Below are 25,060 nucleotides of genomic sequence, written 5' to 3'. Positions count from 1 at the left end.
TGCGCTATCTGTTCCACGTCGCCGCCGACTATCGCATGTGGGCGCCCGACCCGCTCGAGATCGAGCGTGCGAACCTCGAAGGCGCGGTCGCGACGATGCGCGCGGCGCGCGCCGAAGGTGTCGAGCGGATCATCTATACGAGCAGCGTCGCGACGCTGAAGGTCACCAGCGCGGGCGTCGCCGCCGACGAAACGGCGCCGCTCACGCCGGAGCAGGCGATCGGCGTCTACAAGCGCAGCAAGGTGCTCGCCGAGCGCGCGGTCGAACGCATGATCGCGGACGAAGGCCTGCCCGCGGTGATCGTCAATCCGTCGACGCCGATCGGCCCGCGCGACGTGAAGCCGACGCCGACCGGCCGCATCATCGTCGAGGCGGCGCTCGGCAAGATTCCGGCATTCGTCGATACGGGGCTGAACCTCGTCCATGTCGATGATGTCGCGAACGGACACTTCCTCGCGCTCGAGCGCGGCCGCATCGGCGAGCGCTATATCCTCGGCGGCGAGAACCTGCCGCTGCAGCAGATGCTCGCCGACATCGCGCAGATGACGGGCCGCAAGGCCCCGACGCTCGCGCTGCCGCGCTGGCCGCTGTATCCGCTCGCAGTCGGCGCGGAGGCGGTGGCGAAATTCACGAAGAAGGAGCCGTTCGTCACCGTCGACGGGCTGCGGATGTCGAAGAACAAGATGTATTTCACGTCGGCGAAAGCGGAGCGCGAGCTTGGCTATCGCGCACGGCCGTACCGCGAAGGCCTGCGCGACGCGCTCGACTGGTTCCGCACGGCGGGCTACCTGAAGTGATGTGACGGGCACGGGGCCGTCCGCCGCGCGCGCGATGCCCGGCCCTGCATTTTGTTACACGCCGCGCGCGAACCGGCCTCGGCGCAGCGGGTAAAATCTCGGGCCTTACGTAGAGATATCACGCATGAACCTGAACGATCAGATCGATGCGCTCGATGCCGGCGTCGATCAGCTCATCGACGCCGCCCGCGCCGCCGAGCAAGCGGCGCATACCGCCGAAGAATCCGCACGCGTGGCCGAAGCCGGCGCACCTCGTCGCAACGAGGCCGTCGCCGACGCGGACACCGCCGCGCAACGCCACGCCGAGGCGATCGCCGAAGCCGAAGCTGCGGTGAAACGCCATGCCGACGCAACCGCCGAAGCCGAAGCCGCCGTGCAACGCCATGCCGAAGCCACCGCCGAGGCCGAAGCCATCGCGCAGCGCCATGCCTGCGCCATCGCCGAAGCCGAAGCCGAAGCCCAGCGCCACGCCGCTGCCGCCGCCGAGGCCGAGGCCGCCGCCCAGCGCCACATCGCCGCGGCCGCCGAAGCGGAAGCCGCCGCGGAGCGTCACGCTGTCGCCATTGCCGAGGCAGAAGCCGCCGCGCAACGTCATGCCGCCGCAACGGCGGAGGCGGAAGCGGTCGCCGCAGCCATCATTGCCGCGCGGGCCGCGGAAGACCACGCCGTCACGCCTGAGGAATCGGCATCGGCGACCGAAGCACAGCGCCCCGGCGTCGATGCAACTCGAGCTGCGGCGGACGCGGTCGAAATGGCGACCGACACCGTGCCGGCCGAGGCTGCCGCCGCACTCGGCGACGCTTCTGCCGACATCGCCGACGCCGTAACCGACGTCACGCCGGCCAATGCCGCGGACGCCACACCTGCGGAAAAACCGTCCCTGCACGTCGCGCGGCCGTCTCGGAACGAAATCGCGCTGACCGTCAACGGACAGTCGATCACGCTGCATCCCGAGCAACTCGGCCAGTTGATCGAAGAGCTTGCGCACGCGCGCGCGTCGATGGAAACCGAGCAGCCGACCGGCATTCCGCCGGGCTGGCGATTCGTGTCGACGAAAAATCCGATGATGGCGGTGCAGAAGCAGTCGAACGGCGACCGTTTGCTGGTCGCGCGTCACACCGGCTACGGCTGGGTGCCGTTTACGTTCTCGCCGGATGTGGTGATTCAGTTGTACATGATGCTCACCCAGCGGTGAGCGCAGGACGGCCGTGCATGAGGCGGCCGTCGTCGGGGCGGCCTTGCGCCGCCCCGTCTGCATCCGGTCAGCGGTCCTGAACCGGTGCCTGCACGCGGGCCTTCCACTGACCGCCCTTGCCGCGCCAATAGCGCCAGGCGGACGCGAAGGTGGCGCCGACATAGAACGCCGCGACGAGCGGCAGCGCAGGCGCCCACCACGGCGAGCGGCGGTAGTAGCGCAGCATGGGCGCATACGCGGTGCACATCAACGCCCAGGCGAGCCATGCCGGCCACGCGTATGCGCCGTACGCAAGCGCCGCGACGGGCGGCACCAGATAGATGATCGTCATGCCGAGCAGCGTGCCGGCCAGCATCCAAGTCGAATAGTGCAGCTGCGTGAACGCCGTGCGCGCGATCATGTTCCAGATATCGCGCCAGCTGTCGTACGGACGCAGCGACACACTGCGGTCCGCCAGGTCGAGCCGGATCGGATGACGGCCGCCGCCGCGATGCTTGATCTGCGCGGCCAGGCTGCAATCGTCGATCAGCGCGCCGCGGATCGACTCGATGCCGCCGGCCTCTTCAAGCGCCGTGCGCTTCACCAGCATGCAGCCGCCTGCCGCGCCGGCCGTCTTGTTGCGCGTATCGTTGATCCACGAGAACGGGTAGAGCTTCGCGAAAAAGAACACGAATGCCGGGATCAGCGCCTTTTCCCAGAACGAATCGCAGCGCAGCCGGACCATCAGCGACACCATGTCGCGCCCTTCCGCCCGGGCGCGCGTGACGAGCTGCGCCACGGCATCGGCCGGATGGCCGATGTCGGCGTCGGTCAGCAGCAGATAGTCGGCAGGCAGGCCGAGCGTGCTTACCGCCGCGATCCCCTGCGACTGCGCCCAGACCTTGCCCGACCAGCCGGCCGGCAGCGGCTTCGCGGACAGCACTGTCAGGCGGTCGGCGCGATTGATCGCCAGCGCCGCTGCGCGCGCGGCGTCGGCGGTGCCGTCGGTACTGTGGTCGTCGACAATGATCAGATGAAATCCGCCCGGGTAATCCTGCTCGAGCAGCGACGTCGCCGCCTGCGCGATCACGTCGGCCTCGTTGCGGGCCGGCACGACCGCGACCACGGCCGGCCAGCCATCGCCGCCCGCCGCGTGCGGCAGGGGCCGGGCGGCCTGCGCGCGCCAGAAACCGCCCCGCGCCACGAGCAGGACGATCCAGATCACGAGCGACAGGCAGGACAGCATGAAAGCGATCGCCAGCATCATCGGCGTGCCTCCTGCCGTGCGCCGCGCGCGCATCCGGCAATCAGGGACAGGTTGATGGCGCCCGAAGCGGCGCCGGCGGTCGGCCGCGCGTGGGGCGCGGGGCAATGCTGCTCGTAAGAATCGATGGTCATCGAGAGGCCTTGAGATGTGCTCGACGTCAGCCGGCCGGACAGCGGCCAGCTGCGAAACCGCGTAGTTTACTGGGTTCCTGACGAGCGGGCGTTAATGTGCGCAGCATCCGAATTGCAACACGAACTGAACAGGGCCCGAGCAAGGTCGGCCCGATAGAGTTAAAATGCGCGATTAATTCGGGGTGCCGGGTCGTTCCCGCATTCATCAACATCAAGTCGGGACGATCGAGCTGGCTGGCCGGCTCCTCGGAACCCCGCGTCTGTCGTCGGAGTTCGCTCATCTATGCGAGTCATCCTTGCCCAGCCCCGCGGCTTTTGTGCGGGGGTTGTCCGTGCGATCGAGATTGTCGATCGCGCGCTGCAACAGCACGGTGCACCGGTTTATGTACGCCATGAAATTGTCCATAACCGGCACGTGGTCGAAAATCTGCGTAATAAAGGGGCGCGATTCGTTGAAGAACTCGACGAAGTCCCTCACGGCGCTGTCGCGATCTTCAGCGCGCACGGCGTCGCCCAGACGGTGGAGCGCGACGCGGAAGCGCGCGGGCTCGACGTGCTGGACGCAACCTGCCCGCTCGTCACGAAAGTGCACGTGCAGGGCCGCCAGTACGTGGCTGCTGGCCGCCGGCTGATCCTGATCGGCCACGCGGGCCATCCGGAAGTCGAAGGCACGGTCGGCCAGATTCCGGGCGAGGTGATCCTCGTCCAGAGCGAGGCCGAGGTCGAGACCTTGACGCTGCCGGTCGACACGCCGGTCGCATATGTCACGCAGACGACGCTGTCGGTCGACGACACGCGCGGCATCATCGAGGCGCTGACGCGCAAGTTCACCGACATCGTCGGACCGGACACGCGCGACATCTGCTACGCGACGCAGAACCGCCAGGCGGCGGTGCGCGAGCTGAGCGGGCAGGTCGACGTGCTGCTGGTCGTCGGTGCGACGAACAGCTCGAACTCGAACCGCCTGCGCGAGATCGGCACCGAAAGCGGCGTGCCGAGCTACCTCGTCGCCGACGGCTCGGAAGTGAAGGCCGAATGGGTCGCGAATGCACAAACCGTCGGTCTGACCGCCGGCGCATCCGCGCCCGAAGAGATGGTTGAAGATGTCATCAGCGCGCTGCGCGCGCTGGGGCCCGTCGAAGTCACAACGATGGCGGGCCGTGAAGAAAAAGTCGAATTCAAGCTGCCGGCGAAGCTCACGCAAGCCGTCGCCCGCGAAGTTTAAGGAGGACAACTCTTGTCTATTCCGCTGCTCCAGCAAGTCCGCGTCGGCGCATACATCATGCGCCAACACCTGTCCGGCAACAAACGCTATCCGCTCGCGCTGATGCTCGAGCCGCTGTTCCGCTGCAACCTCGCATGCAACGGCTGCGGCAAGATCGACTATCCGGATCCCATCCTGAACCAGCGCCTGTCGGTCGAAGAGTGCCTGGAAGCCGTCGACGAATGCGGCGCGCCGATCGTGTCGATCGCAGGCGGCGAGCCGCTGCTGCACAAGGAAATGCCGGAAATCGTCAAGGGCATCATGAAGCGCAAGAAGTTCGTGTACCTGTGCACGAACGCGCTGCTGATGGAAAAGAAGATGGACGACTACGAGCCGAGCCCGTACTTCGTCTGGTCGGTCCACCTCGACGGCGACAAGGAGATGCACGACCACTCGGTGTCGCAGGAAGGCACGTACGACAAGGCAGTCGCGGCGATCAAGGAAGCGAAGCGCCGCGGCTTCCGCGTGAACATCAACTGCACGCTGTTCAACGATGCGGTTCCGGAGCGCGTCGCGAAGTTCTTCGACACGCTCGGCCCGATCGGCGTCGACGGCATCACCGTGTCGCCGGGCTACGCGTATGAACGCGCGCCGGATCAGCAGCACTTCCTGAACCGCGACAAGACGAAGAACCTGTTCCGCGAGATCTTCAAGCGCGGCGACGGCGGCAAGCGCTGGTCGTTCAGCCAGTCGTCGCTGTTCCTCGACTTCCTGGCCGGCAACCAGACCTACAAGTGCACGCCGTGGGGCAACCCGGCGCGTACGGTGTTCGGCTGGCAGAAGCCGTGCTACCTGGTCGGCGAAGGCTACGTGAAGACCTTCAAGGAACTGATGGAAACGACCAAGTGGGACAACTACGGCGTCGGCAACTACGAGAAGTGCGCGGACTGCATGGTTCACTGCGGCTTCGAGGCGACGGCCGTGCTGGACACGATCTCGCACCCGCTGAAGGCGCTGCGCGTCAGCAAGATGGGCATCAAGACCGACGGCCCGTTCGCACCGGACATTCCGATCGACAAGCAGCGTCCGGCCGAGTACGTGTTCTCGCGCCACGTCGAGATCAAGCTCGAGGAAATCGAGCGCGCCGGCAAGGGCAAGCTCCAGAAGCCGGCCAAGAGCGCCAAGCCGGCAGCGGCGGCCTGAGGCGGTTGCAGTTGATTCCGGCCGACGCGGGTCGTTCGGTCCGCGCCGGCCGTGCCGTCAGGCCTGACGGCAATCGAAAAGCGCCATGACGTTCGTTCATGGCGCTTTTTGTTTTTCCGGGCGCCGCACCAGTCGGCCTGGTGCGGCGCGGCCACGACCGGCCGGCGGCGCTATCCTGCGCGTCGCACACCGATCGGCCGGCGCGGTGCCATGACCTTTTCTTTTCAGCACGAATATGACGACGCCCTTCATCGATCCCACCGCCATCGAAAGCTGGCATGCGCATGTCTATTTCGACGCCGGCAGCCGCGACGCCGCGCAGGTGTTTCGGCAAGTCGTCGAGCAGCGGTTCGGCGAGAACATCGTGCTTGGGCGTTTTCATGAACGGCTCGTGGGGCCGCACCCGGCATGGTCGTATCAGATCGCGTTCGATGCTGCGCGCTTCGCCGAGATCGTGCCGTGGCTCGTGCTGAACCACGGTGTGCTCGATCTCTTCCTCCACCCGAACACGGGCGACGCGCTGCGCGATCATCGCGACGCTGCGATGTGGATCGGGAAGTCCTATGCGTTGAATCTCGATGCGCTGGGATGACGATACGCCGGTGTCCCGCATCGCTCCGTTGTCAGGCGATGCCGCAGGAATGCGGCGGGTTCGGCTGCATGCCGCCGCCGACGCATATCACGCGACGTAGAACGCGACGCTGACGAACTGGCACAGGCTGCCTGCCAGCACGAACAGATGCCAGATACCGTGTCCGTGCCGGATGCGCTCGTCGTTGACGAAGAAATAAATGCCCACGCTGTAAATGACGCCGCCCGCGACAAGCCACGCGGTACCGACTGCCGGCAGCGCATGGATCAGCGGACGAACCGCAACCAGCGCGAGCCAGCCCATCACGACGTACAGCACCATCGAGACGACACGGGTGCGGCGTCCGAGCGTGAGCTCCTGCACGATGCCCAATACGGCAAGCCCCCAGCTCACGCCGAATAGCGACCAGCCCCACGGCCCGCGCAGCGTGACAAGCGTGAATGGCGTATAGCTGCCCGCGATCAGCAGGTAGATCGCCGAATGGTCGCATTTCTGCAGAACGGCTTTCAGGCGCGGCCGACGCACGCTGTGGTACAGCGTCGAGATCGCGTAGAGCACGCAGAGCATCGCACCGTATACGCCGAAGCTCACCACCTTGTACGCGTCGCCCTGGAGCGCGCCCATCGTCACCAGCGTCGCCAGCCCCACGACGGACATCACCGCGCCGACGAGATGCGTAATGCTATTGAAACGCTCGCCGGCATGCATGACGTTATCCTCCATAGCGGGCTCGATGGGCGACGAGGTCACATGATAGCGGGCAAGGGAAAAGGCGGGGCTGCAAGCAGATCGGCGGCTTGACCTGGGTCGACTCCAGGCGCGGATGCCGGCGGCGAATGCATGCCGCGGCATCGTTGGCCGGGGCCGCTCGCCCCGGCCCGCTTCCGGCATCGGCGGCCGGAGTCAACGACCGCCCGCGATCACGCCGACGGGTTCGAGCCGCCGGAAACGTGCGGCTTCCCGGCCGACAATTTTTCCTTGTCCGCGATCGCACGGTGGATGGCTTCGGTCAACGCATTGTTGACCTCGAGGAGCCGTTGCATGTCATCCTGAATCTTCAGGAGCGCCTCGGCATCCTTGTAGGTCTGCAATGCCTGTTTGTCCGACGCGGCAGCCGCAACCTTCTGGCCCACCATGATCACGGACAGCAGCACCAACTGCAGAAATGTCTGGGCAATCCAGGAGATCAGCGTCGAAATCCCGCCCTGGATGGCCGATGGCAAGCTGACAAGTGCGAGCGCCGCAAAGAAGTACGCGCACCACATCGTGCCGACAGCGTTGGTGATCACAAGGGCGATGCGCCCGTTCAGGCCCAGTTGCTCATGAGTGGTCAGGTGCGGTCCGTTTTTTTCGCGTTCCTGAATGCGAGGATTGGGTGTGTGTTCGATTTTCATTATTGAGTCCCCGTTGGAGAGTGAGCAATCTGCGGATATTGGATTCGGCTCTGGACCAGCACGCTGGCCACGATGCAATCCTTGCGCTTCGGAATTCGATTGGAGTCGCCCTCTCCCGGCATAGGTGGTCGCATCGCGGATGAGTGCGGATACGTGCCGCCCGATCGATGCGGAAGTCGTTCTGCGGCCGATACCGGTTCCGGGATCCCGCGCGGCGACGTCCTTCACCAATCCGCGGCATGGGCATTCGAGCGACGTCCGTCGGCCGGTTTTTCCCGTCAGGCGTGTGAGTCAAACCGCCTGCGTCGACCGGCGTAGTGATACTAACCACAGCATCACGGTCTATCAAGATTGACGTGGAGATTGTCACGCAAGCGCCCGTTGCGGCGAACGAAACGCTCAGGTGCGCGCGAACCGCGCATCGCTCGTCATTGGCACACGCCCGTTGAGACACAGATGCATGACGCGGAACGGCGGCTTTGCGTCCACGATGGAATCGTCGGACGTGATGCCGGATCGCCGCTGTCCCGGCCAGCCAACCCGATCATGCTGATTCAGTGGCGCGGTGGCGCCTGCCGGATAGCAGGCGCCGCACATGCCGCTCCTGCTTCGACAGCGTCGTGTAAGGATCCGCGCTGAAATGCGGCCATCGTGAAGGCATTCGATCCGGGACGGCCCCGGCATTCACGATTCGCTTGCAACGGACGCGCTCGAGGCCCGTCGATGCGCGTCCGGACTGGATGATCGGATGCAGGATCGCCTATGCGACCGCATAGACCTCGCGCTTCATCGCCTTGATCGCGGCGCGGGCCGCGGCGAGCTGCGCCCGCACGACCTGCGCGCGCTCCGCTTCCCGCTTGAGACGACGTTCGGCAGCCTCGCAGCGGTCGGCATGAACCGCAATGCTTTCGTCGCGCTCGTCGATCACGGTGCGAAGCCGCATCACTTCGGCATAAAGATAATCGTCGGCCAACTGCACGCGCTTGTTCGTCGCCGCCGTCAGGGATTCAATCGTCGCGCGCAGTTCGCGCACCTCCGCATCCCGCTCGACGGCGAGCGTCTGCAACCGGTGTTGCTGCCGTTCGATCATGCGCTTGAGCGCCGCGTTTTCATCTTCGAGCAGCATCCGGCGGCAGACGTCAGCCCGCTCGGCGGCGCTCACCGGACGCGGCCGCCGATGAACATCGCCGAATGCGAGTTGACGCATGTCCTGCGTGCCGGCCGGATGCGTCATCACAGCCCAGTACGCAGGCGACACGTCGCCGGCCTTTAGCGCCTCGGACCACAGCGCGCTCAGCGCGCCGACATCTTTCGCGTCGCTGAAGCGCTTGATGGCCGCTGCATAACGACGATCGAGCGCCCGGTGCAGGGCTTTCGCGCCCGCGCCGTCCTGCGTGGCCAACCCGACTGCGGCAAGATCGAGTTGCAGGTCGGTTGCATGCTCCCGGTCGAGCGTCGCGTAACGCGGCACGATCCTGCGCAGCTCCGTCGTTGTCAGGCAGATCCCGATCACCGAGCAGTAGAAATGCGTGTCGAGCTCGGACAGGCGGATTCTGCGCGCCGCCGCGGGTGGCGAATCTGCTGCGCGCTCGCCACTGCGGCCCGGCTGCGGAGCGAATGATTTAGAACCGATTTGACCGGATACCCGCTGGGGCAGTCGAAACGGATGCGTATTCATCGGCATTCTCTTTCAGTTGGCGATTCGGGCCGGGATCCGGGTTCCCGGCCCCTTGATCGATTGCGGGCTCGTCTGCGGCGCGTCGGGCGGATCGCACGCCAGCACGTGCGCGACACACAAGCCGGCCAGTTCGGTATCGAGTTGCTCAAGCGCTGCGGCGCCCTCGCGAAGCAGGGCGTCGCTGGCCGGCGGCAATTGCGAAAAGATGACGTCCCGGTGACGTTCCGCCGTCGCCGCGCGCTCGACAAACCGGTTCAGCTCATGCAAGCGCCGAAATCCCGCATGTTCGGCATGCGTGGCGAGCGACCCGTGTGAATCCACTCATACCGCCCTCACTGCAGTCGCATGGCCCGACCCATGCCGGAGCATTCGACATGCCCATCATATTTTCGACCAGTCGCAATATACAACGAAATATAACGAAACCTGAAATCTCCCGCGCCTGTCATCCTGAAAGAAGGGCGGACGTGTGCTCCCAAGCGGCCCGATGTCGCTGACGCGCGTGCGGCGTCAGCGCGAATCAGGCATGGGTGCCGGGCTTTCGGGTCAACCGCCTAAAACAGCTTACGGACGCCGTCACGCGTCGTCATCCTCGTCGCGGTCCCGCGTCTTGGAGATCGCCTCGACCAGTTTCAGTTCGTCGTCCAGCGACAGATTCGAATAGATCACTTCGCCGCCGAACTTCGCCAGACCGGCACTCAGCCGATAGATATCCAGGTTCTCGGCGACGATTCCCAGTGTGGCGCTGTCGGCATGCGCCTTGCGTACGATGGTCTCGATCGTCGCGTCGTCGATCTTGCGGTCGCGCATCGCATCGATCGAGAATCCGATCGTCTCGAGGGCATGCCGCAGGAAAGATCCGGCCGGCGACGCGTTCGGATCGATCACATGCGAACGGACCATCCCGTCCTTGTCCAACTCGACGACGACGACATCCGATACCAGCAGGACTTTTTCGCTGTGCAGCGCGCCCAGTTCGGCGATCGCCCGCTTGGCGAGATCGAGGTTGGAATAGGTTATTGCGATCACGGTATCCATTGACAACTCCCGGGTTCAAGATATCCGGCATGCATCAACCGGCATGCGGAAATGCGGCGCGCAGGCTCGCCAGAATCATCTGCATGGCGATCGCGGCGAGGATCATCCCCATCAGGCGCTGCGTGATCGCCGTCACCTTGGGGGAAAGGTAATGACCGATGAGCGGTGCCGACAGGAGCGCAGCCGCCAGCAAAACCAGGAACGCGCCCAGGCCCAGCGCAAAGGCCAGTTCCTTTCCGGTCTCGTATGCGCTCTGCCCCAGCACGATCATCGTCGCAATCGTGCCCGGACCGACCAGCAGCGGGATCGTCAGCGGGTAGACCGCGACGTTCTCCGCGGCGAGATCCGAGCATTCGCTTTCTCGCGGCGCATGCTGGCTGCTCGGCGAGCCATGCAGCATCGACAGCGCGATCAGCAGGACCAGCAGGCCGCCCGCGAGGCGAAAATCGTCGACCGTGAGACCGAACGCGTGGAGGATCGCCCCACCCGCGACCGCCGATACGATACAGCCGACCGTCACGCCAATCGCCGCGGCGATCGCGACCTTCCGTCGAGCCGCGTCCGATGCGCCGTCCGTCAATGAAAGAAAGACCGGGATGTTGGCAATCGGATTCATGATCGCGAAAAGCGCTGCAAACACCTTGATCGCAAAGGTCAGGTCAATCGCCAAGAGCATTCTCCCATTCGATCGATTCGAAACCGTGTTCGCCGCCGGCAAGGGATGACCACGCTCCGGAATCCCCGCACGGTGGCTGCCATCATATCCCGCGCGGTCGCGAGCATGCTATCCCCGAATCGAATGCGCTGCGACCCGACGCCCTGTTTCGGAGAAACGAAGACGCTGCTACGATTTCATCCGGTCATGATGCGATGGCATCGCGATTTGGCAGCCTGCGCTTTGCATACCGGGGCACGTCGCTCACGTCACCCGGCTGACACGCCTCGCCATGCACATGCTGTTGAAACAGTCGATTTGCTATTTTTTGCGAACGGGAGAGGGCCATTCTCATGCAAACGAGCGATATTTTCATGGGCCACGAGATCCGGGTCGGCGCCACACGCAACGCGCGCGGCGCGTGGGTCGCGGATGTCCGGATCTATTTCAACGACGTGCCCGTCGACATGCCGGTGCCGGAACTTGTCACGCCCGAGTGGCTGACGCAGGAAGAAGCGTTGCGCGCCGGCATCGAGCAGGGCAGGCGGATTCTCAAGACACACGATCGGTAAGGACGGCGCGCGCATACGTGCCGGCGTCCGGCGGCGCGCCGACCGCCGCCGCGCATGGCGGGGTCGCGCGCCTTCCCGAGCCACGACGATTCCATTCATGTCGGCCGCCATTCTGGTTCTCGCCCGCCACTCGCACCGCTATGTCGAAAGTATCGTGAGCCTTTCCGCTCTCCCGGCAGCGCAGGCGTCGCGTGGCGCCACCGCATGGCGGGTCGCTCGCCGAATGTCGTGAGGCGAGTTTCCGCGGCGCGGTTATTGATCCGACGGGCAATGCCCGTATCGTCACGCTGACGCCGACGTTAACGAAATCTTTGCGGAAAGCGGGCCGTTCTTTTCAAAGCCGTCATCGCACGCCGCATACAATCCTCGGGCTGCGGATATCCAAGCGTGATCCATTCAACGCGCGGCCCATTTCGGCGATCCCCGCGGCGTTTCGTTACACACGCCTGGTCGCGCACACGACGCGTGGTCGGGACGGGTCCGGGGTCACGCTCACGCATCCCGACGCCTTGTCGAAGCACTCCTGGAGTATCAGCACGTGAACAAAAACATCATCGGCGCGGCATCCTTGTCGGTCTTCGCGCTGTCCGCCCATGCGCAAAGCAGTGTCAGCCTGTATGGCGTGATCGACCCCGCCGTCGTCTATACGAATAACCAAGGCGGCCATAGCGCCGTGCAGATGCAGAGCAGCATGCTGACGAACGAGGTATGGGGCATCCGGGGCAGCGAGGATCTCGGCGGCAATCTGCATGCAATTTTCCGCCTCGAGAACGGGTTCAACGTCCAGAACGGCAACACCGCTTACGCGGGCACCCTGTTCGGCCGGCAGGCCTACGTCGGCCTGCAAAACGACAACTTTGGAACGCTAACGTTCGGCCGGCAGTACGACGCCGTGGTCGACGTGCTCGGGCCGATCGCCATGGCCAACAACGGCGACGGAAACAATCTGGCCGCGCATCCGTTCGACAACGACAACGTCGACGACTCGTTCTATATCAACAACTCGGTCAAGTACGTGAGCCCGGCCTATCGCGGGCTGCAGGCCGAAGCGCTGTACGGCTTCAGCAACACGGCCGGCGGCTTCTCGAACAACCGCGCGTACAGCTTCGGCCTGACCTACAGTCACGGCCCGGTCAATCTGGCCGCGGCTTACCTGCAACTGAACAACGGCGCGCTCGGCGGCACCGGCGCCGTATCGAGCAACGACGCGCCCAATTTTCCCGCGGCGCGGCAGCGCGTGATGGGTGTCGGCGGCAACTACACGATCGGGCCGGCGACTGTCGGCCTGCTGTGGACGCATACGCTGTTCGACCATACGCAGCCGGGTGCGACAGCGGCGATCCCGCAGTCGTTCGACACACTGCGCTTCGACAACTACGAAGTCAACGTGCACTATGCGGTGACGCATTCGATCTCGCTTGCCGGCGCGTATACGTTTACCCAAGGCGCTTTCGGGGATGCTTCGGGTTCGGGGCACCCGAAGTGGCATCAAGTCACGCTGATGGCCGACTACGCGTTGAGCAAGCGCACCGACGTCTATGTCGAAGGGATCTACCAACATGCGTACGGCGCCGCTGGCTCGGCGTTCGAGGGCGCAATGATCAGCGGCCTGGCGCAGTCTTCGACGGCCAGCCAGATCGCGGCGACCGTGGGAATCCGGACGCGCTTTTGACGGGCGCGGAACGAAGGCGCCGGTCATGGCATGCGCTGTGACCGCCTGCGCCGCGCGGGTTTCACCGCGTCATTCCATCGCTCCGTTCCCGGCGTGCCGGATGAGCAGCGTTCGCGTCCGGATGCTGACGCTGCCGGCCAGCGCAGCAAGGCTGATGCCGACTTCCGGCACGGATCCGCACGGGTGACGGAAATGCTTGACCTTAAACCTGACTTGAACCCTAGCATCTGACCGGGCGCCTTTCATGTCGTTGTCTGCATGGCTTGCGGTACCCCGCCAATCGACGACTCGGGGGCATACGAACGAATCGGACAAGCAAGGAATGAGGAATCAGGTATGTTCAAGAGCGGATTTGTCCGGCGCTGGCTCACGGCCATCATTGCCACGCTGCTCACTGGGGGACACGCACACGCGGCCGACACGGCCCAGCGCGACGGCGCCCGGCAACCGGGCGGCAGGATTCTGGTCGTCATGACCAACCACGCCCAATTTCCTTCGCGATCCGACACGACTGGGCTTTGGCTCACCGAACTGACGCATTTCTACGATGCGGCCGAGGCAGCGGGATTGCAAATGGATTTTGTGAGCCCGAAGGGTGGCGAGGTTCCCATTGACGAGCGCAGTCTCAAGGCGCTCTATCTCGATGATTCGGCGCGGGCACGCCTGGCCGACCCGGCATTCATGGCACGGCTGAAAACCACCCTGCCGCCCAGCGCCGTCGCCCCCGCCGACTACCAGGCGATTTATTTCACCGGCGGTCACGGAACGTTGTGGGACTTCCCCGACGACAAGAATCTGAAGCGCATCGGCGAGCAGATATATCGTCAGGGCGGCATCGTCTCGGCCGTGTGCCACGGGGTATCCGGATTACTGTCGCTACAGGATGAAAACGGCAAGCCGCTGATCGCGGGCAGGACCGTCACGGGATTTTCCAATCTGGAGGAATCCCTGTCGGGCATGAAATCGCAGGTGCCGTTCCTGCTGCAGGATGCACTCATCGGCCGCGGCGCCCATTACGAGAAGGCACTGCTCCCGTTCACGTCCCATGTCGTGACAGACGATCGGATCATCACCGGACAAAATCCGCAGTCGAGCCGGGCAATCGGCGAAGCGGTGGTCAAGCGCTTGGCCGCCATGAACTGACGCCCCGCCCACATGGTCGGCGTGTCGGCCGAGCGAAAAAAGCGCGTCGTCCGCGAGGACGACGCGCTCGATGATCCACCCGGCGCGGCTGTCGGCCATCAGTATTTCAACCGCTGCGACATCCAGCGCCGATACGCGCAAGTACGCTTCGCATCGGCCATCTGTTGCAGGATCAGCGCCCGCAAAGGCGACACTTTCGGATCGGTCGTCTTGCCCGCACTCAACCTGCGCAACTGAAACTTGACGGCAGACATGTTGGCCACGGAAGCCAGCGGCTTGTTCTTCCATGTGATCGGCAAGAGTGCCGGGGCGTGGTCCTTGCCGGCACGCCATTCGCGCGGCAGATTCGGGGCGATGGCCAGGGCTGTGCCGATACCGACCATGTCCACCCCGCTCGCGATCACCTCTTCGGCGACCGCCAGACGGCGGATGCCCCCGGTAACCATCACCGGCATCGCGGCGACCGTCCGGATATCGCGGGCAAATTCGACAAAATAGGCTTCCCGCGCGAGCGTGCGGCCGTCGCGAGCATCGCCCTGCATCGCCGGGGCCTCATAGCTTCCCCCCGACAGTTCAACCAGGTCGACGCCCAGATCGTTGAGCCACCTCACGACACCCCGGGCATCGTCCGCGCTGAAACCGCCCCGCTGGAAGTCGGCTGAATTCAGCTTGACGGCCACCGCGAATCCGGGCGCCACCTCCGCTCGAACAGCTTTGACGATTTCCAGCAACAGGCGCGCCCGGTTCTCGAGGGCGCCACCCCACTCATCCGTTCTCTGATTGGTGAGCGGCGAAAGAAACTGGCTGAGCAGGTAACCGTGGGCCGCGTGGATCTCGACGCCCGTGAAGCCGGCCAGTTCGCCCAGCCGCGCGGTGTGGGCGAAGCGCCGGATCACCTCGTCGATGTGCGCGCGCGTCATCGCACGGGGCGTGTTGAAATGCTTCGACATTTTTCCCAGCTCGAGCGGGACTGCCGACGGCGCCCAGGTCTGCTGCCCAAGGTTGGCAGGCATCTGGCGGCCCGGATGATTGATCTGCAGCCAGCATTGCGCGCCCCCGGATCGACCGATGCGCGCCCAGCGCCGGAATGCGTCCAGATGCCTGTCGTCTTCCAGCACCACACCGCCGGGCCCCGTCATCGCGCGGCTGTCGACCATCACGTTGCCGGTGATGAGCAGACCGGCACCGCCATCCGCCCATGCCTGATAGAGACGCATCAGTTGCGCCGACGGAGCGTGATCCGCGTCTGCCATGTTTTCTTCCATGGCCGCCTTGGCGATGCGGTTCGGAATGGTCGAACCGTTGGGTAAAGTCAGCTTGTCGAACACGTTCATGGGTTCACCTCGTTTGATCGTGGTTCGACTCTAAGGTTAAAGCCAACTTTAATGTCAACCCCCTTCGTTACGTGCGGTGCGCGCGTCTTCGTGCAGAGTCGCGATAGCCGGATATCGGCGTTTTGACACCACGCGGGTGCCGGCGTGCGGTTCCTCCGGCACCCGCGGCTATCAGCTCCGCACGAACGCGAGCAGATCGGCGTTGATCGTCTCGGCGTGGGTGGTGGGCATGCCGTGCGGGAAGCCCTCATAGATCTTCAGCGTGCTGTTCCTGGCCAGCTTCGCCGACAGCAGGCCGGAATCCGCATACGGAACAATCTGGTCGTCGTCGCCGTGCATCACGAGAACGGGAATCGTGGTGCGCTTGAGGTCTTCGGTGAAGTCGGTCTGCGAGAAGGCGACGATCCCGTCATAGTGGGCCTTGGCGCTGCCCATCATGCCCTGCCGCCACCAGTTCCAGATGACACCCTGCAACGGCTTCGCACCCGCGCGGTTGTAGCCGTAGAAGGGGCCAGCAGGAATGTCGTAATAGAACTGCGCGCGATTTGCCGCGAGCTGGGCCTGGAGGTCGTCGAAGACCTGCTTGGGCAGACCGCCCGGATTGTGCTCGGTCTTGACCATCAGCGGCGGAACGGCGCTGATGAGCACCGCCTTGGCGACACGATCCTCCCCATGCCGGGCGACGTAGTGGATGACCTCGCCGCCGCCGGTGGAATGACCGACATGCACGGCCTGCTGCACGCCCAAATGGTCGACGACTGCCGCGACATCGTCGGCGTAATGGTCCATGTCATGGCCGTCCCAGACCTGACTGGATCGCCCGTGGCCGCGGCGGTCGTGAGCGACGACCCGAAAGCCCTGCGCCAGGAAAAAAAGCATCTGGGCATCCCAGTCGTCGGCGCTGAGCGGCCAACCGTGATGAAAGAAGATCACCGGTGCGTCTCGTGGCCCCCAGTCCTTGTAGAAGATCTCAACACCATCCTTTGTCGTCACGTATCCCATGTTCGCTTCTCCAGTGCAATGTCAGCCATTCAATCGATGGCACGCGTCCTGATCGTTACGGTTGGCGCTCGGCGGTCGGGTCTGGCTCCTTTCAAGGTGGGTCAACACGATGCAATGCGGAATAGCCGAACAGCGCGGCGGCATGGGTCTGCCGAACCGCGCCATCGAATCGCGCGGCTTTGCCGGGAACCACTGTAGGCTTAAAGCCAACTTTAATGTCAATACATTTTCCGGTGCCACATGAAGCTCGGCGGGCGGATCGACGATGGCCGGGAATCCCGCGAAACGCTGGCACACATCTTGTTACGCGTATCGAAACATCGGTTGCGCTCACACGCCGTTCGGGACGCACGCTGGCCGCCATGGACGATGAGAATGCGCGAACGGCCGACCGCGAAGCGCGACCTGAACGATCCGCATCCGGACGCTTGACCTTCAAGTCGAGTTGAACCTTAAAGTGCTTGCTGAAGGCTGGATATCGGCGTGCCTTGGGCACTGCATACCGGGTCGAACATCGAGAAAGGTCAGCGAAATGGATAGACGCTTTACACAGGTCGAATTCGGACCACACCAGGTCGACGTGCCGGCGGGGGGATACTACGACCGCTTCCGGATGAACCCCGACCTCGATGAGGTGGCTCGGGACCCTGCCGCGGGGAATATCGATTACTTCCGCAGGATACCGAAGCAGGTGGTTGCCTCGCGGGTCGGCCCGACCTGGGCGCCCAACTTCTACTACCGGACCAGCAATATCCAGTTGCTGTTTCTCGCGCCTTTGTCCCGGCTGCGGGCCACGCTGCCGATGCCGCTCGAGCCGCTTCGCGCGTTCCCCGGCTTCGGGCTGGTGGCGCTGACTTTCTTTTCCTATGCCGTTTGCGATAACGATCCCTACGACGAGGTCTCCATCGCGGCGGTCATCCGTCGGCCGGGCGCGCGAGGATCCCATGCGCTGGAGCTGTTCAATTCCATGCGACGCCGACATTTCTTCGCGCATGTGCTGGCGCTCCCCGTCACCACGGAAATCGCGCGGGTGCGGGGCGTGTACGGCTATCAGCTGCCCAAGTGGCGCGCCGACATCGACGTGAGCATTGGCACCGATGTCAGCGCCCATATCGCCGGCCCCGGCGGCGCACCGGATCTGACCCTGAGTGCGCCGCGCCCGGCCCTGCGCCATGTCGTGCCGCAGTCCCATATGGGGACGACGACCATGATCAACCTGGTCGACGGAGCATGGCATCAGGCGACTGTCCAGACCAACACGCTGTCGTTCTCACAGCGCCTGTTCCCGCGGGACGCGACCCTGCTGCGCCATGGCGGCCCGCTGAGCCAGCTGCTGGACGGGCTTGGCGCGTCGACCGTCGTTCGTCTGGACGTGGTCAAGGATGCACAGGTGGTCCTGAATCTGCCCACCCCGTTGAAGGGTTTCGATCCTGCCGGAAAATGAACGGGACGACATGCCGACGCATCGGGCACCGCTGCCACGTCGAGAGATATGCATGAGGCGAAGGAAGGGTCGCGCATCCATTCCGGCTAAGCGGCGCGTTTCATCGTCCCGCCACCGTCGGCGCGTGGCGAAGCGGGTCGAAAAGATCGCCCGACTCCGAAATAATGACGGGGGAAACGTCGATGTCGCGACTCATTTGACGGTCGGGTGCGATCTGGCCGGGAGCACGGGAAACATGAAAATCGGAGAACTTGCGGAGCGCACGGGCCTGACAGCGTCGCGCATCCGCTTCTATGAAGACATCGGCCTGTTGAAAGTCGAGCGCGAGCCGAACGGCTATCGGACCTATTCGTCTCAGGCGGTGCTGGTGCTCGACCTGATTGCGGCGGCACAGCAAGCAGGTTTCAGTCTCGACGAGATTCGCATGCTGCTGCCGCCCGACCTGACACAGTGGCAGCACGGCCCGCTGATCGACACGCTGCGCAGCAAGGTGCAGGACATCGAGGCGCTGGAGATGCGGCTTGCGCAGAGCAAGGCGCAACTCGTCGCGCTTCTGGCGGAGATCGAGGCAAAGCCGGAGGATATTGACTGCGCCACCAACGCGAAGCGGGTGCTCTCGCGGATGCGCTCAGGCGACCTGCAACCGCCAAACCTGGCGGCCGGCGACGTCGCGACCCTGCGCATGGCAAAGCGGCGCCGATCGGCCAAGCGCGGTTAGGACGGCCTGCCTGCTGTTCCGGATCGACCGTGCCGGCGCGTTGCCGGATCGATCTGGTCGGTGCGCGCAGTCGTCGCCAGCCGCATCTGGCGGTCCCTGTCGGTCAGCCATGCCGTCACGGCGTGAAGTCGAACGTCAAGGGCTTTCGAAACGTCGGTCGGCCCGGCATCATCGATGCAGCCGTGCGTGCAGTGGCGTCGCTCCGCTTCCTGACGGATCGCACCAATGAAAAGGCGCCGTGACTCTCATCACGGCGCCTTCCTGTCCTGCTCTCAATCCCGGGCGATCCAGCTCAACAACACTTCCCCGCCCCGGATCCATATCGCGCATTCTGACGTTCCCGGAAAAAAGCCTCGTACGTCATCGGCTCGCGATCCGGGTGCGTCTCGCGCATATGCGCGACGTAGGTCTCGTAGTCGGGCAGACCGACCATCAGCCGCAGTGCCTGCCCGAGATAGCGTCCTGCGCTGCGCAGCTCACTACCGAGATCGGTAAACATCGCGGCCTCCCGTCAACGTCCGCTGCCGAGCGCCTGCGCGGCCGGCGTCGCCTCGTAAGGCGTCTCGCGCACGGTCGGCTTCGACTCGCGGCGTGCGCGCATCACGGCCAGCACGCCATAGATCGTGATGCTCAACACGACGAAGATGAACAGCCCCGCGAGCGCGGCATCGATGTAGTCGTTGAAGATGATCCGCTTCATCTGCGCGATCGATTTCGCCGGCGCCAGCACCTTGCCCGCATCGACGGCTGCCTGAAGCTTCGCCGCGTGGGCCATGAAGCTGACCTTCGGATTCGCGTCGAAGACCTTCTGCCAGCCCGCCGTCAGCGTACAGATCAGCAGCCACGCGGTCGGCACCATCGTCACCCACGCAAAACGCTCGCGCTTCATCTTGAACAGCACGACGGTGCCCAGCACCAGCGCAATGGCGGCAAGCATCTGGTTCGAGATGCCGAACAGCGGCCAGAGCGTGTTGATGCCGCCGAGCGGATCGACGACGCCTTGATACAGGAAGTAGCCCCACGCAGCGACGCACAGCGCCGTCGCGATCAGGTTCGCCGGCAGCGATTCGGTGCGCTTGAGCGCCGGATGGAACGTGCCGAGCAGATCCTGCAGCATGAAGCGGCCTGCGCGCGTGCCCGCATCGACAGCGGTCAGGATGAACAGCGCCTCGAACAGAATCGCGAAGTGATACCAGAACGCCATCATCGCTTCGCCGCCGATCACCTGGTGCAGGATGTGCGCCATGCCGACCGCCAGCGTCGGTGCGCAGCCCGCGCGCGCGACGATCGTCGATTCGCCCACCGCCTTCGCGGTCTGCGTCAGCATGTCCGGCGTCAGCACGAAGCCCCATTGCGTGACGGTGTGCGCAACCGCGTCCGGCGTCGTGCCGAGCACGGCGGCCGGTGCGTTCATCGCGAAGTAGATGCCCGGCTCGATCACGCATGCTGCAACGAGCGCCATGATCGCGACGAACGATTCCATCAGCATCGCGCCGTAACCGATGAAGCGCGCGTTGATTTCGTTATCGAGCAGCTTCGGCGTCGTGCCCGACGAGATCAGCGCGTGGAAGCCCGACACGGCGCCGCACGCGATCGTGATGAAGAGGAACGGGAACAGGTTGCCCGACCACACCGGGCCGGTGCCGTCGACGAACTTCGTCAGCGCGGGCATCTTCAGTTCCGGCGCGACGATCAGAATGCCGATCGCGAGACCGACGATGGTGCCGATCTTGAGGAACGTCGACAGGTAGTCGCGCGGCGCGAGCAGCAGCCATACCGGCAGCACCGATGCGACGAAGCCGTAGCCGATCAGGATCCACGTGAGCTGCGTGCCGCTGAACGTGAACCACGCGGCGATCGTCGGCGAATCGTGCACGACCTGGCCGAACGCGATCGACGCCATCAGGCCCACGAAGCCGATGATCGACACTTCGCCAATGCGGCCCGGACGGATATAGCGCGTGTAGACGCCCATGAACAGCGCGATCGGAATCGTCGCCGCGACGGTGAACGTGCCCCAGGGCGAGTTCGTCAGCGCCTTCACGACGATCAGTGCGAGCACCGCCAGAATGATCACCATGATCAGGAACGCGCCGAACAGCGCGATCACGCCGGGCACGGTGCCGAGTTCCATCTTGACGAGATCGCCGAGCGAGCGGCCGTCACGGCGCGTCGAGATGAACAGCACCATGAAGTCCTGCACGGCGCCCGCGAACACGACGCCCGCCAGGATCCACAGCATGCCGGGCGTGTAGCCCATCTGCGCGGCGAGCACCGGGCCGACGAGCGGCCCTGCGCCGGCGATCGCGGCGAAGTGATGGCCGAACAGCACGTACTTGTTGGTCGGCACATAGTCGAGACCGTCGTTGTGCCGGACGGCAGGCGTCATCCGCAGCCCGTCGAGCTGCATGACCTTGCTGGCGATAAAGCGGCTGTAGAAGCGATACGCGATCAGATACACGCAGACTGCGGCGATCACGATCCAAAGGGCGCTGACCCGCTCGCCGTGCGCGAGCGCGATCGTGCCGAACGCGAACGCGCCGAGCAGCGCAACCGCGATCCAGATCAGATAACTGGAAGCCCGATTCATGGCGTCTCCTGTGTCGACCGGGGCTGGCGCATGCGCGCTGGCTCAGGTCCCATGCAAAGCAGTTTATTTATTGACATCGCGCGGCTGGGCCACCGCGCTCCCGTGACAGCAATGCGTCTGGCATCGTCCTGGCAAAGGGCGACACAAACGGGCGTAGTATTCCCCGTTCGGGGCGGCACGGACAAGCGGACAATTACGTACACCGTGCTACGTAAAATTACGTAGATAGACGGAGGTTTCAGCGGGAACCGCGAGATGGAAAAGCGGATGCACAAGGCCGCGCCACGCGGGCCGCAGCGCGTTCGCCTAGTCGGCATAACGGCCGGCGCGGCCTCACGATCGCATGCGCCCGGTATTTTCCCTTAGTGCCCGGCAATGGCGAAGACGTCCCGCGCGATGAACAACGCGCCTGCGACATATTGCCCGGCGCTCATCGCCGCCCCGAACGATGCGAGCCTGTTGCCGGTATCAGGCTCGCCCGGCCGGGGATCGCACGGTCAATGCCGGCCGACGCATCGCGCGCCGCGCCGCCGTCGCTCAGGCATTGCGCGAATACACGCGCCGATGGCGCACGGCTTCCGCGAGCATGTCGAGCACGGGCTCGGTCTGCGTCCAGCTGAGGCAGGCGTCGGTAATCGACACGCCGTACTTCAGCGGCACGCCCGGCTTCAGATCCTGACGCCCGGCTTCGAGGTTGCTCTCGACCATCACGCCGACAATCCGGTGCTCGCCTTGCGACAGCTGCCGCGCGAGATCCTGCGCAACGTCGACCTGACGATCGTGCGACTTGTTCGAATTGGCGTGCGAGCAGTCGACCATCACCTGTTCGCGCAGGCCCGCCTTGCGCAGCACCTCGCAGCTCGCCTCGATGCGCTCGCTGTCGTAGTTCGGGCCGCTCTTGCCGCCGCGCAGGATCACGTGCGCGTCTTCGTTGCCGCGCGTCTCGAAGATCGCGGCCATGCCCATCTTGGTCATGCCCATGAACGCATGGCTCGCGCGCGCCGCGATGATCGCGTCCGACGCGACCTGCACGCTGCCGTCGGTGCCGTTCTTGAATCCGATCGGGCAACTCAGGCCCGACGCAAGCTGCCGGTGGCTCTGGCTTTCCGTCGTGCGTGCGCCGATCGCGCCCCACGTGATCAGGTCCGCGATGTATTGCGGGCTCAGCAGATCGAGGAATTCGGTCGCGGCGGGCAGGCCGAGCGCGTTGATGTCGAGCAGCAGCTGCCGTGCGGCACGCAGACCCTCGTTGATGCGGAAGCTGCCGTCGAGCCGCGGATCGTTGATGTATCCCTTCCAGCCGACCGTCGTGCGCGGCTTCTCGAAATAGACGCGCATCACGATCAGCAGGTCGTCCTTCAGGGCATCGGCCGCGGCCTTGAGGCGATGCGCGTAGTCGAGCGCCTGGCCGTGATCGTGGATCGAGCACGGGCCGACGACGACCAGCAGCCGGTCGTCGCGGCCGTGCAGGATATTGCCGATCGCCGTGCGGGTCGATTCGACGAGCGTCTGGGTGCCGGCCGGCACCGGCAGCTCGTCCTGGAGCAGCGCCGGGGAAATGAGCGGCCGGACCGCGCCGATGCGGGTATCGTCGATGCGCGTGGTGTCCTGCGTCGCGTCGGCAATGCCTACCTCGCGATCGTGCGACGGATTGTCGAGGTTTTTCATGGTGATCTCCGGGGGACTTCGGGTCAGAGGATTATGGCATCGGCCGCGAGGACGCCCGGGACGCGAAACATGCCCGGCCGTCCGGCGACGCCGCCGCAGCCTGCGTTCAGGGCTCGCGCGCGTCCTGATCGACGGCAATCCCCAACTCGCCAGCCATGCGCTCCACCAGCGCGCGAAGGCGAGTCAATTCTTCGGCCTGCCGTTTCTGCTCGGCTTTCAGCGCTTCGAACTCCGACGGCGGAACGGATTCCGGCGCCGTGTCGTCGCGTCCGGCCATATCGCTCACGCCCGCATCGCCGCACATCAGGTGCGTCCAGCGGCTTTCCCGCTCGCCGGGCGAGCGCGGCAGCTTGACGACGAGCGCCGGATTGCGCGTCGCGAGTTCCTCCAGGAATGCCTCGACCGACGAGATGTCGGCAAAGCCATGCAGGCGCGCACTGTTCAAGCGCAACTCCGCGGCGGTCTGCGGGCCGCGCAGCAGCAGGATCGTCAGCAGCGCGGCTGCCTGACTCGGGATGCCGAGCACGCGGTTCATGTTGTGCTCGAAGCGCGGCACGCGGCTGCTGCTGCCTTCCATCACGAGGCTCAGATGCTTCAGCCCGTCGATCGCCGTCGTCACCTCGTCCTCGCTCACGCTCATCACTGGCGAACGTGCGGTTTTCTGGTTGCAGCCGGCCGTCAGCGCATTGAGCGACAGCGGATACGTATCCGGCACGGTGTGCTGCTTCTCGACCAGCACGCCGAGGATGCGCGCTTCGAGCGGTGTCAGGTCGCGGAGTGCGCGGGGCGATGGAGTGTCCGGGGTGGTATTCATGAGGCGGTATCGCTACGTGCTGCGTGTGGATGGACGCGGATCGCGGCCCCGCCGGACGGTTCCGGCGGGGTGAGCCATATGATAGCCGCAGCGGCACGGACGATGACGCGCATGCCCACCGGAATTGAATCCGGATCAATCCGGCGTTTTCGCGGCACGCAGGCCCGGCGCCACGCCTGCGCCGCATCGAATACACTAGCGCGTATCGCGTTGCCGGCCGCATGCAGCGCAGCGCCGGATGCCGCCCGATGCGCCAGTCGCGCGACCGCCCATCGGGCGTGTTGTCTATCGCGTATGCCGCCTGCCGCGATGCGATCGCCGCCGTCGCTCAATCTCCTTCAGATTTCTCATCGATATGGTCACCACCGCCTCCCCCTCGCCCGACATTCGCGCCATCGTCACCGGACACACACGCGGCCTGGGCGCAGCGCTTGTCGAGCAGCTGCTGCAGCGCGGCGTCACCGTGCTCGGCCTCTCGCGCCGCCGGCATCCGTCGCTCGGCGAGCAAGGCGGCAGCCGATTCACCGAAGTCGAACTCGACCTGTCGGAGCCGGCGCGCGTCGAAGCGTGGCTGGCCGGCGATACGCTGCGCCGCTTCGTCGATGGCGCATCCTGCGTGCTGCTGATCAACAACGCCGGCACCGTCGAGCCGATCGGCCCGCTCGACACGCAGGACACGGCAACGGTCGCACGCGCCGTCGGCCTGAATGTCGCGACGCCGCTGATGCTGTCGAGCGCAACGGCGAAAGTCACGCCCGACGCAGCCGAATGCCGCATCGTGCACCTGTCGAGCGGCGCGGCACGCAATGCGTATCCGGGCTGGAGCATCTATTGCGCGACCAAGGCAGCGCTCGATCATCATGCGCGCGCGGTCGCGCTCGATGCCAATCGCGCGCTGCGCATCTGCAGCGTCGCGCCGGGCGTCGTCGATACCGGCATGCAGGCGACGATTCGCGCGACCAGCGACGAC

25 protein-coding genes are annotated in these 25,060 nt (G+C 64.9%); 12 read left to right on the top strand and 13 right to left on the bottom strand.

Annotated elements, in window-relative coordinates; genetic code table 11:
* Positions 1-797, top strand: a 797-nt coding sequence (gene hpnA, locus KH616_RS06570; RefSeq protein ID WP_292238071.1) for a hopanoid-associated sugar epimerase, incomplete at its 5' end; no start/stop codon positions are given.
* Positions 798-921: 124 nt separating this feature from the next.
* Entirely contained in the window at positions 922-1,992 is a 1,071-nt protein-coding gene (locus tag KH616_RS06565) for a phage tail protein (protein ID WP_292238070.1), read from the top strand.
* A gap of 67 nt (positions 1,993-2,059) precedes the next feature.
* Here KH616_RS06565 and KH616_RS06560 read toward each other — a convergent pair whose 3' ends face one another.
* Positions 2,060-3,238, bottom strand: a complete 1,179-nt coding sequence (locus KH616_RS06560; RefSeq protein ID WP_292238069.1) for a glycosyltransferase — start codon at positions 3,236-3,238, stop codon at positions 2,060-2,062.
* Positions 3,239-3,652: 414 nt separating this feature from the next.
* On the opposite strand from KH616_RS06560, the gene ispH reads away from it, so the two are divergent.
* The 3 genes from ispH to KH616_RS06545 all read left to right on the top strand — a co-directional run bounded on the left by ispH (position 3,653) and on the right by KH616_RS06545 (position 6,368).
* Complete coding sequence (gene ispH, locus KH616_RS06555; RefSeq protein WP_292238068.1) at positions 3,653-4,594, top strand: 4-hydroxy-3-methylbut-2-enyl diphosphate reductase; 942 nt, start codon at positions 3,653-3,655, stop codon at positions 4,592-4,594.
* A gap of 12 nt (positions 4,595-4,606) precedes the next feature.
* Entirely contained in the window at positions 4,607-5,776 is a 1,170-nt protein-coding gene (gene hpnH / locus KH616_RS06550) for an adenosyl-hopene transferase HpnH (protein ID WP_292238067.1), read from the top strand.
* A gap of 235 nt (positions 5,777-6,011) precedes the next feature.
* Positions 6,012-6,368 (top strand): DOPA 4,5-dioxygenase family protein, encoded by a 357-nt coding sequence (locus KH616_RS06545; protein ID WP_292238066.1) that lies wholly within the window; start codon positions 6,012-6,014, stop codon positions 6,366-6,368.
* An 87-nt stretch (positions 6,369-6,455) separates the two neighbouring features.
* On the opposite strand, the gene KH616_RS06540 is transcribed toward KH616_RS06545, so the two are convergent.
* The 6 genes from KH616_RS06540 to KH616_RS06515 all read right to left on the bottom strand — a co-directional run bounded on the left by KH616_RS06540 (position 6,456) and on the right by KH616_RS06515 (position 11,154).
* Positions 6,456-7,076, bottom strand: coding sequence for a hemolysin III family protein (locus tag KH616_RS06540; protein WP_292238073.1), 621 nt, complete (start codon positions 7,074-7,076; stop codon positions 6,456-6,458).
* A 212-nt stretch (positions 7,077-7,288) separates the two neighbouring features.
* Positions 7,289-7,762, bottom strand: coding sequence for a hypothetical protein (locus KH616_RS06535; RefSeq protein WP_292238065.1), 474 nt, complete (start codon positions 7,760-7,762; stop codon positions 7,289-7,291).
* Between the two features lie 760 nt (positions 7,763-8,522).
* Positions 8,523-9,440, bottom strand: a complete 918-nt coding sequence (locus KH616_RS06530; RefSeq protein ID WP_292238064.1) for a hypothetical protein — start codon at positions 9,438-9,440, stop codon at positions 8,523-8,525.
* A 12-nt stretch (positions 9,441-9,452) separates the two neighbouring features.
* Complete coding sequence (locus tag KH616_RS06525) at positions 9,453-9,707, bottom strand: hypothetical protein (RefSeq protein WP_292238063.1); 255 nt, start codon at positions 9,705-9,707, stop codon at positions 9,453-9,455.
* Between the two features lie 309 nt (positions 9,708-10,016).
* Positions 10,017-10,478 carry a DUF1269 domain-containing protein gene (locus KH616_RS06520; protein WP_292238062.1) on the bottom strand — a complete coding sequence of 154 codons (462 nt, stop codon included), beginning with the start codon at positions 10,476-10,478 and terminating at the stop codon, positions 10,017-10,019.
* 34 nt (positions 10,479-10,512) lie between these two features.
* The gene (locus KH616_RS06515) at positions 10,513-11,154 is read right to left on the bottom strand and encodes a MarC family protein (protein WP_292238061.1); all 642 of its coding nucleotides are present in this window, start codon (positions 11,152-11,154) and stop codon (positions 10,513-10,515) included.
* A 332-nt stretch (positions 11,155-11,486) separates the two neighbouring features.
* On the opposite strand from KH616_RS06515, the gene KH616_RS06510 reads away from it, so the two are divergent.
* The 4 genes from KH616_RS06510 to KH616_RS06495 all read left to right on the top strand — a co-directional run bounded on the left by KH616_RS06510 (position 11,487) and on the right by KH616_RS06495 (position 14,520).
* Positions 11,487-11,705, top strand: a complete 219-nt coding sequence (locus KH616_RS06510; RefSeq protein WP_292238060.1) for a DUF6566 family protein — start codon at positions 11,487-11,489, stop codon at positions 11,703-11,705.
* Positions 11,706-11,896: 191 nt separating this feature from the next.
* The gene (locus tag KH616_RS06505; protein WP_292238059.1) at positions 11,897-12,247 is read left to right on the top strand and encodes a hypothetical protein; all 351 of its coding nucleotides are present in this window, start codon (positions 11,897-11,899) and stop codon (positions 12,245-12,247) included.
* Positions 12,244-13,377: a porin gene (locus tag KH616_RS06500; RefSeq protein ID WP_292238058.1), complete on the top strand. Its 1,134-nt coding sequence runs from the start codon at positions 12,244-12,246 to the stop codon at positions 13,375-13,377. The genes KH616_RS06505 and KH616_RS06500 overlap by 4 nt, the downstream gene beginning before the upstream one ends.
* Before the next feature lie 336 nt (positions 13,378-13,713).
* Positions 13,714-14,520, top strand: coding sequence for a type 1 glutamine amidotransferase domain-containing protein (locus KH616_RS06495; protein ID WP_292238057.1), 807 nt, complete (start codon positions 13,714-13,716; stop codon positions 14,518-14,520).
* A 98-nt stretch (positions 14,521-14,618) separates the two neighbouring features.
* On the opposite strand, the gene KH616_RS06490 is transcribed toward KH616_RS06495, so the two are convergent.
* Together KH616_RS06490 and KH616_RS06485 are read right to left on the bottom strand one after the other, a co-directional pair.
* Positions 14,619-15,854, bottom strand: a complete 1,236-nt coding sequence (locus KH616_RS06490) for an NADH:flavin oxidoreductase/NADH oxidase family protein (protein ID WP_292238056.1) — start codon at positions 15,852-15,854, stop codon at positions 14,619-14,621.
* Between the two features lie 171 nt (positions 15,855-16,025).
* On the bottom strand, positions 16,026-16,856 hold the full coding sequence (locus KH616_RS06485; RefSeq protein WP_292238055.1) for an alpha/beta hydrolase: 831 nt from the start codon (positions 16,854-16,856) through the stop codon (positions 16,026-16,028).
* A 532-nt stretch (positions 16,857-17,388) separates the two neighbouring features.
* Here KH616_RS06485 and KH616_RS06480 point away from each other — a divergent pair.
* On the top strand, positions 17,389-18,300 hold the full coding sequence (locus KH616_RS06480) for an acetoacetate decarboxylase (protein WP_292238054.1): 912 nt from the start codon (positions 17,389-17,391) through the stop codon (positions 18,298-18,300).
* Between the two features lie 235 nt (positions 18,301-18,535).
* Entirely contained in the window at positions 18,536-19,018 is a 483-nt protein-coding gene (locus KH616_RS06475) for a MerR family transcriptional regulator (RefSeq protein WP_292238072.1), read from the top strand.
* A 292-nt stretch (positions 19,019-19,310) separates the two neighbouring features.
* On the opposite strand, the gene KH616_RS06470 is transcribed toward KH616_RS06475, so the two are convergent.
* From KH616_RS06470 to KH616_RS06455, 4 genes are all read right to left on the bottom strand, one after another.
* Entirely contained in the window at positions 19,311-19,517 is a 207-nt protein-coding gene (locus KH616_RS06470; protein ID WP_292238053.1) for a YbdD/YjiX family protein, read from the bottom strand.
* Between the two features lie 12 nt (positions 19,518-19,529).
* The gene (locus KH616_RS06465; protein WP_292238052.1) at positions 19,530-21,608 is read right to left on the bottom strand and encodes a carbon starvation CstA family protein; all 2,079 of its coding nucleotides are present in this window, start codon (positions 21,606-21,608) and stop codon (positions 19,530-19,532) included.
* A gap of 537 nt (positions 21,609-22,145) precedes the next feature.
* Entirely contained in the window at positions 22,146-23,276 is a 1,131-nt protein-coding gene (locus tag KH616_RS06460) for a 3-deoxy-7-phosphoheptulonate synthase (RefSeq protein WP_292238051.1), read from the bottom strand.
* A gap of 106 nt (positions 23,277-23,382) precedes the next feature.
* Positions 23,383-24,090, bottom strand: a complete 708-nt coding sequence (locus tag KH616_RS06455; RefSeq protein WP_292238050.1) for a YceH family protein — start codon at positions 24,088-24,090, stop codon at positions 23,383-23,385.
* 355 nt (positions 24,091-24,445) lie between these two features.
* On the opposite strand from KH616_RS06455, the gene KH616_RS06450 reads away from it, so the two are divergent.
* The coding region (locus KH616_RS06450) for an SDR family oxidoreductase (RefSeq protein WP_292238049.1) at positions 24,446-25,060 on the top strand (615 nt) is incomplete at its 3' end.

Origin of the sequence: Burkholderia sp. (genome assembly GCF_018375725.1) — a bacterium.
Classification (GTDB): Bacteria; Pseudomonadota; Gammaproteobacteria; order Burkholderiales; family Burkholderiaceae; genus Burkholderia.
This window is presented reverse-complemented; position numbering and strand designations above follow the sequence as displayed.